We start from the raw sequence: 15,916 nt of genomic DNA, 5'->3' as shown, positions 1-15,916 counted from the left end.
AAGGCTGAGAAAAAATTAAAGACAACAAAATAAATATAAAAGAACGTTTAAGATCAGAACTCAATATTATTGCAGGACCAAGCTAACGAGAGCAAAGAAACCATATTTGTCACTCTAGGCACCAGCCCCGCATACCATACTGTATCTGTTAGCGGGAGGGAATTGTTCACGTGTATAATAATGCTTATCATTCGGTTTTAGATCAAATTCTGGCGGCGTGGCCGGAGGAGCAAAAGAATACGGTTCATCTGTTCATCCGCAAATACGGCATGCCTCAAGATTTCAGCTGGACTAAAATTACTTGGTATAACAACGGCCCGTGGAAACGTACGGTTGTTCATCTTCAAACCGTGCCTCATAATACTCCGACACCGCATCTGGATTACTTGGAGCAGACCATTGATTACAAGGTTCCTGTCCAGTTTTACGATGATTTAGCGCGGTTTGACGGCAGCTTGTATCCCGATCGGACGGCTGGTGAAGCTACAGCTAAATGTGATCTGGAAGCGGCTAATTTTATGGCTTTAAACCTGATGCACGACATGGTGACAGGCAGAAGAACGGCCGAAGATGCACGCCAGGCGGCTGTGGAGATCGAAAAAGGGTTCCGGCTAAAAGGTCAATATTCTCCTTATGCCACAGGCTTTTTATTCCCAAGACAGTCTCAAACAGCCGATCCGGATGTCAGTGCCTTCTAAGCGTCCCATCTCAAACTTGCATATGTACTTGTATAAGTTTCGGAAAGAATAGCCTCTCTGATTGCCGGAGGACTATTCTTTTTTTTGGCTGGTGGCAGCTCTCTTTTGCTTCATGATCCACATGACCTCCCCCATACATATCCCAATAAACAAATAAACAGGTACCGTAGAAGTCAGCTCGATCAGGAGATCGGTCGAAGTTAGATGAATTTTGCCTTCCAGTAAACGAATCAAAACAAACAGGAAGGCACTCAGCCCGCCCCACAGGAGCATGCCTTTTAACAGCATATATTTGATTTTGTTCAAAGGAATCAGTCTCCCTCTTAACCTAAGTGGAATATATATCCATAATAACATGAATTTCAAAGTTGATGGTTGTAAGGAAAGAGCATTGTATATCGCTCAGGTCAGCCGGATGAGGAGACTTTGTCTGTCTTGAACATGCAAGCCCATAACAGGAGCCTAGCCGCGGTGAATGCCAAGAAACCCCCGCTAACGCGGAGGCTTTTTGGCTTAATAGTCGACGATCGGCCGATTGAATCCTTTAGCCGGTTACACCAGGAAAGAACGGCTGATGATTACCAAAAGGATAAACAGAACAAGGATAGCGCCAGTTGATGTGAAAGCGCCGTAGCCGGCACCCACTCCACCTACTTCACTCATGGTTTCAACCTCCTTTGGTTTGACTATGCTGTATCTTATGCTGCGGGAGTTTGAGGTGGACTAGACAGCTTTCCTATTCCGCCATTGTCTTGGACAAACAGCCCGGCAGGATTAACGCTCCCAAATGCTGTAGTATCTCGGCTGCTGGGACTGCGTTTGTGTCTGCGTCTGTGTCTGCGTCTGTGTCTGCGTCTGTGTTTGCGTCTGGGCTGGCGTCGTATAGGCTTCATTATAAGGATACTGCTGGCCATTCCACTGTCCGGCGCCTGCGTCGTACTGCTGTCCATAAGTTTGACCATATGTCTGGTTGTTGTACGAAGCCTGCCGGTCTTGGCGGGCTGTAGGCTGATTGTAGTATCCGGGCACCATGCCGTGTCCGATATTGGCATTAATGCCCGAGGGTTTGCCGTTTACGCAGTTGTTTGGAGGGCCGATCACCACGGAATCGGTAATAGGAGCTAAAGTTTCTTTAACCATCGCTTCGTTCAGGCAGTAAGTGTGGGCAAACACGTTAGCTGGCGTCAGGCGGAGCAAATCCGAGCCGAGGATAACTTCCGGGGTCGGCGCGTCAAAGATAGCAAGCAGATGCGTGTTATCCTCCGAGGCGATTTCATAGTGCCACCAGCCTTGAGGCACGTTGGCAACCTGACCGGGTGTAATCGGCAGATTAATGAGCTTTTTTGTAAAAGGATTGATCAGCGAAACAACGGCAGCCCCCGAAATGCAATAGACCAGCTCTGAGGCGTTTTGATGCGTATGCGGTTCGATTACATTGGATTTGCTGAGGTAGATATCAAGCAGAGAGGTATTGCCAAGCGTATTAAGCTGTTGGACACCGAGGGCGTTGATCAGGTTATGGCTGTCCTTGGTGAAGAAATTGTTATTCTTCAAATCGTAAGTAAACTGCACGGAAGGTGAGGTGAAATCCATATAAGATACCATATTTCTCTACTCCAACCCTTCAATCTAAATTAGGCTGATGCCCGTTGATGAGATATGGTATGTTTGAGGCAGGGCATGTGTACCGTTTTTAGGCATAATTTCTGATATTCGGGGAAAAAGAGGACAGCCAACCTTGACCGCAGGCAGGCCTGCAGCCGGGTTGGCTGTTTCTTGTGGTGAAAGCTTTCTAAGCGGGGCCTAAACCAGCGCCTAAACCAGTCCTTTATCCATCGCTTTGCAGATCAAAGCGGCGAACAGGCTGTTGGACCAGGCGAACCAAGGCCGTGAGAAGTCGGCAGGATTGTCGGGGTGGAATCCTTCATGCATATAACCGGTGCCGGCGTCGGTGGCGATCAGTGTGTCGATCAGGGCTTTGATCTCTTCGTCGTCCGTCGAGGTTATGGCCTGCATGGCCAAGGCCATATGCCAGACATAGCCGCCCGGTGTATGCGGACTGCCAATGCCTTTGGCGAATTTGCCTTCGAAATAGAACGGATTGTCAAAGCTTAAAGCAAACCAGCGTGTATTTTGGTAAATCGGATCATCTGCCGTGACATAACCGATGTAAGGAATCGACATCAGCCCCGGCGTGCCGGCATCGTCCATCAGGCAGTAATTCCCGAAGCCGTCCGTTTCATAGGCATAAATTTGGCCGTATACGGGATGGTTGTAAATGCCGTAGGCCCGAATGCCGTAATCGATCTCCTTACGCAGCTTGTTCGCCCGTGCGGCGAGTCTGCTATCCTTATAGATATCCTCGGCGATTTCCCGGATGTGACCGAGAATGACAACCGCAAACATATTGGACGGAATGTTGTAGCCGAACAGATTGGCATCATCGCTTGGACGGAAGCCGGACCAGCTCATGCCCGTATAGTTCACCGGCAGCCCGCGGCCATCGTTCTGCAAGGTCTCCGTTTCGAGCTCGGTTTGACGTACGAACCGGTAAGGGGATTTTTCCATATGGTGCTGCTCTGTCTGTATCACCTGGACAATACTGCTCAGCGCCTGGTAGCAGGCATCGTCAAACATGGACGTCCGTCCGGTTGTCTGCCAATATTCATAGAGGAGCTGCACGGGAAAACAAAGCGAGTCCAGCTCATATTTTCGCTCCCACATCCACGGATTCAAATCGCATTCGTCCGTCGCCCGGTAATGTCGGTCATTGGCCGTTTCGTTAAAGGCGTTGGTGTAGGGATCAATGTTGATATAGAACATCTGGCGGGCAATCAGGCCCTCCATAATGTCCTGCAGCTCTGAATCTTCTTTCGCAAAAGGGATATAGTGGCGAACCTGCTCGGTTGAATCTCTCAGCCACATCGCCGGAATGTCTCCGGTAAATACAAAGGTAGTTCCGTCTTCCAGCCGTTTGGTGGTCGTCTCCAGCGTATTGGGGAAGCAGTTGCGGAAGAGCTTCCGGAGCTCGGGATGAGCAGCCAGGCGTTGGTCGGCTTTGTCCAGAAACTGTTCGATCACTTGAGGCAGCTTAGTCGTAATCATGATCTTTAATCCTCCTAGATCCTCTGTTAGTTGGGCATATCATAGAAAGGCTCGCAGTGACAGACTTCGATAGACAGATTTACATACAGAAGCGGAAAGCACAATATGTATCATTTGAACCGGGGAATCCGGGGTTAAAAACGACATATTCCAGCCGGAAGTCACCGGGGGGAATCAAAGACAGAAGGGAGACGGAAAGCCTTGTCTGACAAGGCTTTTTCCCAGGCTGAACCTGACAATTCAGATCTTACATATTTACGGTGTCAGCTACCATTCCATACAATTTGAATTGTAAGCGCTAGCAATAAAGAGAGGCGCCGGATGGTCCGGATAGGCTGACACTGCCGGGTCAACTTTTCTATTCAAAAGGAGGAAGGAGAGATCTGAACAAATGAGAAGAGAAGGAAAACGCATGGCGGCAAGCGGCGAACCCATGACGGGGGGCCGAACGCTGAGCAGCCGGATTTTCATGAATTGGGAGCTTTATTTGTTTTTGGCGCCTGCGCTGCTCTTTTTCCTGGTGTTCTGTTACTGGCCGATGTACGGCATACAGATTGCGTTCAAAAACTTTTCACCAGTGAAAGGCATCACAGGAAGTCCGTGGGTCGGCTTTGAGCATTTTGAGCGTTTCTTCCATTCTTATTATTTCGGCGATTTATTATGGAACACATTTAGTCTCAGCTTGTATGAGCTGGCCGTAGGGTTTCCGCTGCCCATCATTCTGGCGTTGGCCTTTAACGAGGTCCGCAACGGTTTCTTCAAGAAAACGGTGCAGACCGTTACCTACGCGCCGCATTTTATTTCCGTGGTCGTGATGGCCGGGATGATCATTACGTTTCTCTCCCCGTCATCGGGGATGATCGTGAAGTTCATCGAGTTTTTAGGTTTTCAACCTCCCGATTTTCTGACAGACCCGCGCTGGTTCAAAACGGTTTACGTTTTGTCGGGCGTCTGGCAGAGCACTGGATGGGGCACCATCATCTATTTGGCTGCGCTGTCGGCCGTTGATCCCCAGCTGCATGAGGCAGCGATCATGGACGGAGCCAGCCGGTTCAAACGAATGCTCCATATCAATGTTCCGACGATTATTCCAACGATCACGATTCTGCTTATTTTGAATGTCGGCAACATCCTGGGCATTGGCTACGAGAAAGTGCTGCTGCTGCAGAACTCGTTGAATATGGACTCCTCGGATATTATCTCTACATTTGTCTACCGGTCCGGCCTGGTCAGCGCGCAGTACAGCTTCTCCACGGCGGTAGGTCTGTTCAACTCGGTGGTCAATGCGATTCTGCTGATTGCGGTCAACCGACTTGCCAGACGGACAAGCGAAACCAGTCTGTGGTAAAGAAAGGAGGCGGCTTATGGCGGCTGCAACCGTACTTAAGGAAACCAAACCAACTAGAAGGATAAAGGCCTCCGGGCCGATCAGGGAATCGCGCACGGACCGTTTTTTCCTGGTTGTCACTTATTGTTTTCTGGCCCTTGCCCTGCTTATCGTGCTCTATCCGGTCGTGTACATTATTAGCGCATCCATCAGCAATCCAAAGTTCGTCAGCTCAGGGGAAATGTGGCTGTTTCCGAAAGGCCTGACCTTTGACGGATATAAATTGGTGTTGGAAAACCCTAAAATATGGCTGGGTTACCGAAACACGATTCTGTATACCGTCCTGGGCACCCTGCTGAACCTGCTGCTCACGATTCCATCCGCTTATGCGCTCAGCCGCACGGATTTGGTAGGACGCAAGCTGTTTCTGGGGCTTATTCTGGTCACCATGTTCTTCAGCGGCGGCCTGATCCCCACTTATCTGGTCGTGAAGGATCTGGGTCTCGTGAACACCTTATGGGCGCTGATTCTGCCGACAGGAGTTTCCGTCTGGAATCTGATTGTCGCGCGGACGTTTTTTCAATCTTCCATTCCAAGGGAGCTTCAAGAAGCCGCGCAGGTAGACGGCTGTTCCAACACCCGTTTGTTTGTGCAGATCATTTTGCCGTTGTCCGCTCCGATCATTGCGGTCATGACCTTGTTCTACGGGGTTAACCAATGGAACAGTTATTTTCCGGCGTTGATTTACCTGAATGACACGACCAAATATCCGCTGCAGATGGTATTGCGTCAAATTCTTGTTCTGCAGGAAATGTCGGCGGAGACGACAGGTGCGGCGATCAGCAGCGATATTGCCCAGGCGATGAACAATAAAGCGGAAATCGCTTCCCTAGTGAAATATGCGGTCATTATCGTTTCGACACTGCCGATTATCGTCATTTATCCGTTTGTGCAGCGTTATTTCGTTCAAGGCGTGATGATCGGCTCCGTGAAGGGTTAAAGACGATTTCGCTCCTATTTGCCTAATCAGATTAATAGGTTCCATCACCAATCATTGATAAAGGGAGGACTTCATTATGTTTCATAAAAAAGGTTTGACCCTGCTCCTGTCTGCCGGTTTAATGGCGGGTTTGCTGTCCGGCTGCGGGGGAGGCGGAAATGCCGGGAACGCAAGCGGCTCGGGGAATGCGGCTGATACTGTAAGCAAAGAAGGGTTCCCGATTGTAAGCAAGCCGATTACCCTCACCCTGATGGCGCCTGACGTCGGGCTGCAGAACTGGAAGGACATGCCGGTGCTGCAGGAGATGGAGAAGAAAACCAACATCCATTTTGAATTCCAGAATGCCGCCAAGGACAGCTTTGATACGAAAAAAAATCTGGTTTTCGCCAGCGGCGAATATCCCGACATCTTTTATGCGGCCGGCCTGACGCCTGCCGAACAGATGAACTACGGGGAGCAGGGCATTTTGATTCCGCTTGAGGACCTCATCAACGACTACGCGCCGAATTTCAAGAAGGTCCTGGAAGAAAATCCGGATGTCCGCAAATCCATTACCGCTCCGGACGGACATATCTATTCCCTGCCGGTCATTGACTTCAATCAGCCTTGGTACCGCAATCCGATGTGGTATAACGGCGATTTCCTGAAAAAGCTTGGCGTGACGAAGCTGCCGGAAACAACGGAAGAGCTGTATCAATACCTGAAACGTGTCAAAGAAGAAGATCCGAACGGCAACGGCAAAGCCGATGAAATTCCGCTGTCCGTGGCTTCCAACCCGACCGGCCTCAGGGAAGTCCGCACCTGGCTGCTGGGCGCCTTCGGCATTTACGATGAAGAAGTGTATGTAGATGATGCGGATAAAGTGCACTATACGCCGCTTGAGGAAGGTTATAGAGGGTACCTGGAGTTTATGAACCGGCTGTGGAAAGAAGATCTGCTGGACCATGAAAGCTTCTCGCAAACGGCGGATCAGAAGAAAGCCAAAGCGCAGAACAACCAGGTGGCCTTGTTCTCGGACTGGAATGCTTATATGACCAAAGGCGGAGACCCTAGCACCGAAGATCCGATGTTTGCCCCGGTCCGCAGCGACATGGTCGACAAGCCGGCCATTGCCAAGAACAGAGGCATCACGACCGGCGCTTTTGCAATCTCGAATAAAAATCCGGCTCCTGAAGCCAGCATGCGCTGGGTGGACTACCTGTATTCCTATGAGGGTGCACTGCTGTTCGACAAAGGGCCTGAAGGCGTCCTGTGGGAATATACAGACAAGGATACGCTGACCAAACAATACCTGCCGGTACCGGGCGGCGGCGACCGCGAGGAATACCGGGCGACTTTGACGCCGGATTACGGCATTCCGGCTCCAACGATTGCAACGCCGGATATTTATAAAGGACTCAAGACCGATTTCGACCTGTGGGTTGATAATGAATCCAAAACGAAGCTGCTGGACAAAGGGGCCCGAATCCCGTTCCCTACGCTTCGCCGGAACCCGAAGGGCGGCTTCATCCGGAGAATCAGCAGCCACGGCCAGCATCAGTGCAAACTGTCCGGTCGGCGAAAATTCCAGGCCATAGGCTTTGGTATCCAGATCGGGAATATCCAGCTCGCTCAGCATTTCTTCAGCATGCCGCCACGACGGTCCGGCTTCCTGTCCGTCATCCCAAGCCAGGATAAGGCAGAAATAATATCCGCGGTTATCCGGCAGCTCCAGGCCGGAAGCGGCAACCATTTCCTTGATCTCCGGATCATCGGGTTTGCCGTGCTTGAGCAGCAGAAGCAGGCACTGGTTACGGACATAAGGCTGCTGCATGTGAATCCTTGCGCTGTAATCATGCAACATTTGGCGGATCCATTCCCATTCGCTGCGCATCTTGAAGTTTACCCCGGGTTCGTTCTTCAGCCCGGCGAATTCCAGCAGGTCGCGGATCGGGTGATACTGCCGTCTGGCGAGCAGGACAGCTGCGATAATACCAACAGGAACGGCAATGCAGAACACCAGCAGGATTAAACTTTTGATCGGAGACACATGACTGAAGAATTGATAGCTGGGCATTACGGTCATGTAAGTCCAGCTGTTCTCGTCGGATTTGACCGAAACGACGGAATACTGTTCTCCGCTGAGCGTGAGGCTATGGATCCCGGGAGCCAGCGAAGAGAGCGTACCCAGCTCGCTGGCAGGGAGGTTGACCCCGTGATTGTTGGCCGTAAGCAGCTGCTCGTTCTCATCAAAAATATAACTGCTGCCCGAATAATCGTTCAGGATCGAGTCCATAACGCCCATCAAGGTCGATTCCTTCATTAAATATAAAATGCTCCCGTAAGGATAGGGATCATTAGGTTTAATCGGTATGATCAGGGCCAGCATCGGTTCTTTTCTGGAGCTGACAGTGACCTCGTCGGCAGGCCGCATCATGGGATGGTTTAATTCGTTGAGATCCTTGCGCACCTGTTCGGCGCTCCAGTTCTCAAACCGATACAGCCGGTTAAAGGTAACGTCCAGGTCGGCCAGCCCGCGGTAGGAATAAATCAGGGAATCATTATGGAAATACAGGAATAAATCCTCCAGAATGCCGCTGTTGGCCTTGTAACTGGTCAAGGAACGGATGGCCTCAACCCCATAATAAGGATGATGAACCATATAGGGAGTGAGGTGTTCGTCATAAGAGATTTTACTGGCGATTTGCTGCAGCTCGGACATCCGGTCATCCAGCGTGGATTTCACCTGGTTCAGCTGGTTGACGTTGGACTGCTCAATTTCGGAGCGGAGGCTTTTGACCGCGTTTTCATAAACAAATAGAGTCACGCCGGTTAAAGGAATTAAGAACATCAGGACGTACGATAAGGTATATTTCAGAAGAAGCTTGGACTTGAAATGGTTCCAGTTCATGGAGAAGCGGGATAAAACGGATGGCTTCATGGCTGGTTTTGACACGATAAGGAGCCCTCCTCTTTTGCTTGTTGTTCGCATGTATGTAGTAAGCGGTTTCATGTTAAGGTGCCGGAATTTTAATTTAGGCTGTTAATTAATAGTTTATCATAGGCGATGGCCTTGTCCTATAGCGTTTTTCTTGAATAGGAACAAGTAATTTTAATGGCTGGCTGCGTGTCGGGAAGAGATCCTTTTTACCGTTTGGGTTTTAAGAGCCGGATAACTGGCGAAAATTTAAAAGGTAACGGATTATTCCGTTGTAACCGGCTGTATAAACGACTATACTAAGGGATGCGGCGCGGGTTTGACTTTTACTGATTAATTGAATAGGGAGCGCCTGTACCACTATCACTGTTTGAATTAAGGAGTCCTTCGATATGAATCATATATATTTGGATCACGCGGCTTCCACGCCGGTTCATCCGCTTGTAGCGGAGACGATGCTTGAAATCATGAAAGGCACGGTCGGCAATGCTTCGAGCATTCACGCCTTCGGCCGGGACGCGAAGCGGATTGTCAACGGCGCAAGGGATCAGGTGGCCGCTGCGCTCGGCTGCGGACCGGATGAGCTGATCTTTACCTCGGGCGGAACGGAAAGCGATAATCTGGCTTTATTCGGCGCGGCATCGGCCTGCCGCAGCGCGGGTAAAGGCAAACATATCATTACGGCGGAGACTGAACATCATGCGGTGCTGCATACCTGTGAAAGATTGGAGCAGTTGGGTTATGAGGTGACATACCTGCCTGTAGACCGGTACGGCCAGGTTCATCCGGAGCAGGTTCAGGAAGCGATTCGGCCGGATACGATCCTGATCAGCCTGATGTACGGCAACAATGAAGTGGGCACCCTCCATCCGATTGAAGCGATTGGCGCTGTGGCCAAAGAACACGGGATCTTGTTTCATGTGGACGCGGTACAAGCCTTTGGAAGCGTCCGTCTGGCTTTAAATGACCTGCCTGTGGATCTGCTCAGCGTATCGTCTCATAAAATTAACGGGCCGCAGGGAGTAGGAGCCCTGTATCTGCGGAGAGGAACAGGGCTGGACCCTCTTCTTTATGGGGGGAACCAGGAACGCAAACGCCGCGCCGGTACGGAGAACATGGCCGGTTTGGCGGGTTTCGCCAAAGCGGCTGAAATCGTATCTTCAGACCTTGAAGGCCGGAGAGTTCATTATGAAACGCTGCGCCAAACGCTTTTGCACGGCTTGAATACCGAAATCGGCCCGGAGCATTACCATGTAAACGGGCATCCGACGGAGCGCCTGCCCAATATTCTAAATGTCAGCTTTCCTGAAGTTGGAACGGAGACGATGCTGATGAACCTGGATATGGAAGGAATTGCGGTAGCAAGCGGTTCGGCTTGCACCTCCGGTTCCCTCGAGCCTTCCCATGTGCTGGAGGCGATGAAGCTGCCGGAACAATTTTTGCGCTCGGCGATTCGATTTAGTTTCGGTTTGGGTAATACTACTCAAGAAATGGAGCAAACGGTGCAAAAAGTTGGAACCATCCTTGCCCGCATTCGTAATAGACGATAAGGGTTTCTATTCAGTTTGACGGGGAAGGGGGTCGCTTAAATCAAGAGGAGGTGCCCATGCCATGAAGCTGCAGGAAATGATCGGACTACCGGTATTTGATGTGGATAATGGCAAGGAGATCGGCAAGGTGTTGGATGTACTCCTTAGCGAAGACTGGAAGATTGCCGGCATTATGCTTGAAGGGAAGACGTTGTTCTCTCCTCAAATTAAAGCCGTGCTCTGGGAAGATATTATCGCTTACGGCGAAGACGCCGTTATGATCCGCAATAAACAAGCCGTCCGCAAAATGGATGCTGAACATATAGAACTTACGTTTGCGCTTGGCAGCGGCAAGGTGAAGGAGCTCCCGGTGCTGACCAGCGAGGGAGTTATGATTGGTCATGTCAGCGATGTTTATTTTGACCAGCATTTGGGAAATACAATAACAGGGTTTGAAATTAGCGACGGTTTTATCTCCGACTTGGTGGAAGGACGGAAGCTGCTGCCTTTTACCGGGGATATCGTGAAGGGCGAAAATGCCGTAATGGTCCCTGCCTTTAGCGAGCAGCGGCTGGAGAACCGTTAATTTAGCGGAGAGATGGTGTTTAAAATATGATGATGAAATGTCCAAACTGCAATTCCAAAGATATTGGGAAAATTGGTTCCCATCAGTTCTATTGCTGGGGCTGCTTTATTGAACTGACGGTGAACGGCGATAAAATGTCGGTTTATCAGGTGGAAGAAGACGGTACGCTCAGCTCGCTCGACGATCTGTTCTTCGGGGACGAGATGGTTCAGGAATATCCGGAGCTTCACGCCCCTTCCTGACAATCCGGACTACATATCGTTTGTCCTTAAGCGGCTTCTTAATCAAACAGACCAAAGTGTGGGTTCACGCTGGGGTCTGTTTTTTTTGTATGGCGCTAGATGATGGGCTTCCCCGCCCAGAGATCTCCGTTGTCCGCCAGATCCGTCCGCCTCCGGGTTATTTTGGGCGGCTGCGGCATATACTGACATATAGCCAGTCCGCTGGCGGGGAGGGATCGCTATATGGAACCATTTTACAAGAGCAGAATGTTCCGGTACGGCTGCTGGGTGCTGCTGTCGCTGATTATTTTATATTTTATTTGGCTGCTGCGGCCGTTATTCGGACTTGTTTACAGTTTTCTTAAGGCGGTGCTGGCGCCGTTCGTAATTGCCGTCATCATTTCTTACGTACTGAATCCGGTCGTCAAAATGCTTAATGCCCGCAAAGTGCCGAGAACGATGGCGGTGCTGCTGATTTATGCCGTTTTTCTGACCAGTCTGACCGTTATTCTGATGAATATGATTCCGATGTTTATCGAGCAGCTCGGTGAGCTGGGCGAACATCTGCCGGAGCTGACGATGCATACGCAGCAGATTATGAATAAATGGGACAATCCCATGCTGCCGCAGGGCATCCGTATGGGGATGAACAACTGGTTTTTCCAGGCTGAGCAGCGGATCGCCGCAGGGATTTCCGGTTTCCTGGACAATATCGGCACCACGATCGGCGTTATGTTCAACGCTTTTATCATCCCGTTCCTGATCTTCTATATGCTCAAGGACTTTGAGGTGTTCGAGCGGATGCTGATCCGCTGCCTGCCGAAATCGCACCGCAAATCGATCGTAGGTCTGCTAAAGGAAATTGATGATGCACTCGGCAACTATGTGCGCGGGCAGTTTCTGGTCTGCGTCATTATCGGCGTGCTGGCATACGCAGGGTACATGATTATCGGCATGCCGTACGCGCTGCTGTTCGCAGGCGTAGTCGCGGTATGCAATATCATTCCTTATCTGGGACCTTTTCTGGGGGCCGCCCCGGCGGCGCTGGTTGCAACCACAATCTCCTGGAAAATGGTGCTGTTCGTCGTTATCGTCAATATGACCTGCCAGATTATCGAAAGCAACATTATTTCGCCTCAAGTCGTCGGACGGACGCTGCATCTGCATCCGATGTTTATCATCTTTGCGCTGCTGGTTGGCGGGGAAATCGGGGGCATTCCGGGCCTGATTCTGGCCGTTCCTTTTTTCGCCGTCATTAAAGTCGTAATCCAGCACTTCTATGCCTACTACATCCGCCGCAAAACGGTATAGGCCAACGATTGACAGGCTGCGCCGCGGGCTTATATACTAATATTGATTTTGTGCGCTTATCCGCGCCATTTCTACATGTCCATCATGAACGAAACAAACAACCAACACGAAGATGAAAACAAGTAAGTCCTGATCCATTCACCAGCGAGCGGTTCCTTTGCTGTTTCGTTTCCAAGGCTGCATAAGCCAAGAAGCGCTGCGGCATCGGGTGAGAGAACCGGAATAAAGGCCAGGGCCGAAAGCTGCTTTCAGAGTGCGGACAAACTCCGCCGGGGATTCCCGTTACAGAATCGGCAAAGGCGATCAGCAGAGGACAGTTCCCTTAAGCGGGCATTTCTGTACAGCTGATAACCAGGGTGGTACCGCGAGACAATCGTCCCTGATCTTCAGGGGCGTTTTTTTCTATTTTCAAATACAGGAGGAAACGTAAATGAAAGCAAGTGAAATCCGTTCCAAATGGCTGCAGTTTTTTGCGTCCAAAGGACATTCGATCGAGCCGAGCGCTTCGCTGGTTCCCCATAACGATCCATCCCTGCTATGGATCAATGCCGGCATGGCGCCGCTGAAACCGTATTTCGACGGCCGCGTGAAACCGGAGAATCCGCGGATCGCGAATTCGCAGAAATGTATCCGCACCAACGATATTGAGAACGTCGGCAAAACCCGCCGCCACCATACGTTCTTTGAAATGCTGGGCAATTTCTCCATCGGCGATTATTTCAAAGAGGAAGTCATCACCTGGGCGTGGGAATTCCTGACTGGCAAAGACTGGATCGGCTTCGATCCGGAACGCCTGTCTGTAACCGTATATCCGGAAGATGAAGAGGCATACAAGCTGTGGAATGAGAAGATCGGCCTGCCTGCAAACCGTATTATCAAGCTGGAGGACAACTTCTGGGACATCGGCGAAGGGCCCTGCGGACCTTGTACGGAAATTTTTTATGACCGCGGCGAAGCCTACGGCAATGACCCTGAAGATCCGGAGCTGTATCCGGGCGGGGAAAATGAACGTTATCTCGAGGTGTGGAACCTCGTATTCTCGCAGTTCAACCACAACAAAGACGGCAGCTACACGCCGCTTCCGAGCAAAAACATCGATACCGGCGCGGGGCTGGAGCGTTTCGCTTCCATTTTGCAGAACGTAGATTCCAACTTCGACACCGATCTGTTCGTGCCGATTATCCAGCATACGGCTCAGATTGCCAAGAAGGAATACGGCAAAGATGCCGAGCTTGACGTGGCTTTCAAAGTTATCGCCGACCATATCCGTACCGTAGCGTTTGCGGTAGCCGACGGCGTGCTGCCTTCCAATGAAGGCCGCGGCTACGTCATCCGCCGCTTGCTGCGCCGGGCTGTCCGTTACGGCAAAATGCTCGGACTGGACCGTCCTTTCATGTTCTCCCTGGTAGAAACGGTAGGGCAAATCATGGGCGAGTTCTATCCGGACGTGGTTACCAAACGTGAATTCATCGAGAAGGTGATCCGCGGGGAAGAGGAACGTTTCCATGAAACGTTGACCGACGGGCTTGCCATTTTGGAGCAGGTCTCCAAGGAAGCTAAAGAAGCGGGCCAAACGGTAATCGGCGGAGCTGACGCGTTTAAGCTGTACGACACGTACGGATTCCCGCTTGATCTGACAGAGGACTATGCTTTGGAGCATGGCCTTACGGTTGACCGCGAAGGTTTCGAAGCGGCGATGCAGAAGCAGCGCGACATGGCGCGTGCGGCGTCCCATACCGGCGGCAGCATGAAGGTTCAAGGCGGCGTGCTGGCGGATTTCACGACTAAAACGGATTTCATTGGATATAATGAGCTCGAGGCTTCCTCCAAAATTTTGGCGATCATCTCCGGAGATTCCTTTGTGGACACGTTGTCCGAAGGTCAAACCGGCCAGGTGATTCTGCAGGCCACTCCTTTCTATGCGGAAAGCGGCGGCCAAGTCAGCGACCAGGGTTGGATCCGCGGGGAAAGCGGCACGGCCTTTGTGTCCGGCCTGTTCAAGGCTCCGCACGGCCAGCATGTGCACGAGATCACGGTTGAAACGGGCGAGCTCCGCACGGGAGCAACTGTAACTGCAGAAGTGGACCGCACCAAACGTTCGGATATCGTGAAGAACCATACGGCAACCCACCTGCTGCATAAAGCGCTGAAAGAAGTGCTTGGTACGCACGTTAATCAGGCGGGATCGCTGGTAGAGCCGTCGCGGCTGCGCTTTGACTTCTCGCATCTGGGCAGCATTTCTCCGGAAGAGCTGGCCGATATTGAACGCCGCGTTAATGAACAGATCTGGAACAGCCTGAAAGTAACGATTGAACTGAAACCGATAGATGAAGCGAAAGCGATGGGCGCCATGGCGCTGTTCGGCGAGAAATACGGAGATATTGTCCGTGTCGTTCAGGTCGGCGGCTACAGCCTTGAACTGTGCGGCGGCTGCCACGTGCAGAACACGTCCGAAATCGGCCTGTTCAAGCTGGTCAGCGAAAGCGGCATCGGCTCCGGCGTTCGCCGGATCGAGGCGGTAACCGGCCGCTTTGCTTATCTTTATATGGATGAGCAATTGGATGTCCTGAAGAACGCGGCGGCCCTGCTCAAGTCGAATGTCGCTGAGGTTCCTAAGCGGATCGAAGCGCTGCACCAGCAGGTCAAGGATTTGTCGCGCGAGAATGAATCGCTGCAGGGCAAGCTGAGCGCGATCGAGGCCGGCGAGCTGACCAGCCGCGTGGTTGAAGTCGGCGGAACCAAGCTGCTGGCTGAACGTGTCCAGGCATCCAGCATGGATGCGCTTCGTACGCTTGCGGACGAGCTGAAGTTGAAAGTGCCGGACGCGGTTCTGGTGCTTGGAGCAGCTGCCGAAGACAAAGTCAACTTTGTCGTTGCCGTGCCGCCGCAGGATGTCAAACGCGGTCTGCACGCCGGGAAGCTGGTGAAAGAAATCGCCGTCATCTGCGGCGGAGGCGGGGGTGGCCGTCCGGACATGGCTCAGGCCGGCGGCAAAGACGCCTCCAAGCTGGATGAGGCGCTGAAACGGGCTGGCGAGCTGGTAGCGGCCCAAGCTTAATTATCTAAACGCTGAGGGGCTCCAATTGCTGGGAAATTTTCTAGTTTCCTATTTCCTTCTTGGAGCCCCAATATGGTATAGTAAGAGATATAAGCTTGGCCCGGAACCGGCGGGATTGGCTTAGTTTGATAGGCATAACGGGTTTGACCGTTGTGGCCGAGAAT

14 protein-coding genes are annotated in these 15,916 nt (G+C 51.5%); 10 read left to right on the top strand and 4 right to left on the bottom strand.

Translation table 11 applies throughout. The features are described from left to right. The first annotated feature begins 170 nt into the window (after positions 1-170). Positions 171-698 (top strand): hypothetical protein, encoded by a 528-nt coding sequence (locus AWM70_RS13160; RefSeq protein ID WP_237167709.1) that lies wholly within the window; start codon positions 171-173, stop codon positions 696-698. 72 nt (positions 699-770) lie between these two features. Here the strand turns inward: AWM70_RS13160 and AWM70_RS13155 are convergent, their stop codons facing one another. The 4 genes from AWM70_RS13155 to AWM70_RS13140 form a co-directional block, all read right to left on the bottom strand. Next, a complete protein-coding gene (locus tag AWM70_RS13155; protein WP_068697095.1) occupies positions 771-1,004 on the bottom strand; it encodes a hypothetical protein in 234 nt (77 codons plus the stop codon). 246 nt (positions 1,005-1,250) lie between these two features. Next, positions 1,251-1,361, bottom strand: coding sequence for a YjcZ family sporulation protein (locus tag AWM70_RS23910; protein WP_217349727.1), 111 nt, complete (start codon positions 1,359-1,361; stop codon positions 1,251-1,253). Positions 1,362-1,472: 111 nt separating this feature from the next. Continuing rightward, the gene (locus tag AWM70_RS22835; RefSeq protein WP_083180300.1) at positions 1,473-2,303 is read right to left on the bottom strand and encodes a cupin domain-containing protein; all 831 of its coding nucleotides are present in this window, start codon (positions 2,301-2,303) and stop codon (positions 1,473-1,475) included. A 210-nt stretch (positions 2,304-2,513) separates the two neighbouring features. Then, the gene (locus AWM70_RS13140) at positions 2,514-3,803 is read right to left on the bottom strand and encodes a glycoside hydrolase family 125 protein (protein WP_068697091.1); all 1,290 of its coding nucleotides are present in this window, start codon (positions 3,801-3,803) and stop codon (positions 2,514-2,516) included. A 412-nt stretch (positions 3,804-4,215) separates the two neighbouring features. Between AWM70_RS13140 and AWM70_RS13135 the strand changes: the two genes are divergently transcribed. The 9 genes from AWM70_RS13135 (at position 4,216) to alaS (ending at position 15,752) form a co-directional block, all read left to right on the top strand. Beyond that, positions 4,216-5,151, top strand: coding sequence for an ABC transporter permease (locus AWM70_RS13135; RefSeq protein WP_418303216.1), 936 nt, complete (start codon positions 4,216-4,218; stop codon positions 5,149-5,151). A 16-nt stretch (positions 5,152-5,167) separates the two neighbouring features. Further along, a complete protein-coding gene (locus tag AWM70_RS13130) occupies positions 5,168-6,130 on the top strand; it encodes a carbohydrate ABC transporter permease (RefSeq protein ID WP_083180298.1) in 963 nt (320 codons plus the stop codon). A gap of 76 nt (positions 6,131-6,206) precedes the next feature. Then, complete coding sequence (locus AWM70_RS13125; protein WP_083180296.1) at positions 6,207-8,141, top strand: extracellular solute-binding protein; 1,935 nt, start codon at positions 6,207-6,209, stop codon at positions 8,139-8,141. 618 nt (positions 8,142-8,759) lie between these two features. Beyond that, on the top strand, positions 8,760-8,930 hold the full coding sequence (locus tag AWM70_RS23905; RefSeq protein WP_237167708.1) for a hypothetical protein: 171 nt from the start codon (positions 8,760-8,762) through the stop codon (positions 8,928-8,930). A gap of 509 nt (positions 8,931-9,439) precedes the next feature. Continuing rightward, on the top strand, positions 9,440-10,597 hold the full coding sequence (locus AWM70_RS13115) for a cysteine desulfurase family protein (RefSeq protein ID WP_068697084.1): 1,158 nt from the start codon (positions 9,440-9,442) through the stop codon (positions 10,595-10,597). 61 nt (positions 10,598-10,658) lie between these two features. Then, entirely contained in the window at positions 10,659-11,162 is a 504-nt protein-coding gene (locus tag AWM70_RS13110; RefSeq protein ID WP_068697081.1) for a PRC-barrel domain-containing protein, read from the top strand. Between the two features lie 32 nt (positions 11,163-11,194). Beyond that, positions 11,195-11,404, top strand: a complete 210-nt coding sequence (locus tag AWM70_RS13105) for a hypothetical protein (protein WP_174704805.1) — start codon at positions 11,195-11,197, stop codon at positions 11,402-11,404. Between the two features lie 222 nt (positions 11,405-11,626). Continuing rightward, on the top strand, positions 11,627-12,694 hold the full coding sequence (locus AWM70_RS13100; protein WP_068697079.1) for an AI-2E family transporter: 1,068 nt from the start codon (positions 11,627-11,629) through the stop codon (positions 12,692-12,694). Positions 12,695-13,124: 430 nt separating this feature from the next. After that, the gene (gene alaS / locus AWM70_RS13095; RefSeq protein WP_068697076.1) at positions 13,125-15,752 is read left to right on the top strand and encodes an alanine--tRNA ligase; all 2,628 of its coding nucleotides are present in this window, start codon (positions 13,125-13,127) and stop codon (positions 15,750-15,752) included. Positions 15,753-15,916 lie beyond the last annotated feature (164 nt).

The sequence above is a fragment of the Paenibacillus yonginensis genome, assembly GCF_001685395.1.
Classification (GTDB): domain Bacteria; phylum Bacillota; class Bacilli; order Paenibacillales; family Paenibacillaceae; genus Fontibacillus; species Fontibacillus yonginensis.
Note: the sequence above shows the minus strand (reverse complement) of the source record. Positions and strands in the feature narration are given on the sequence as shown.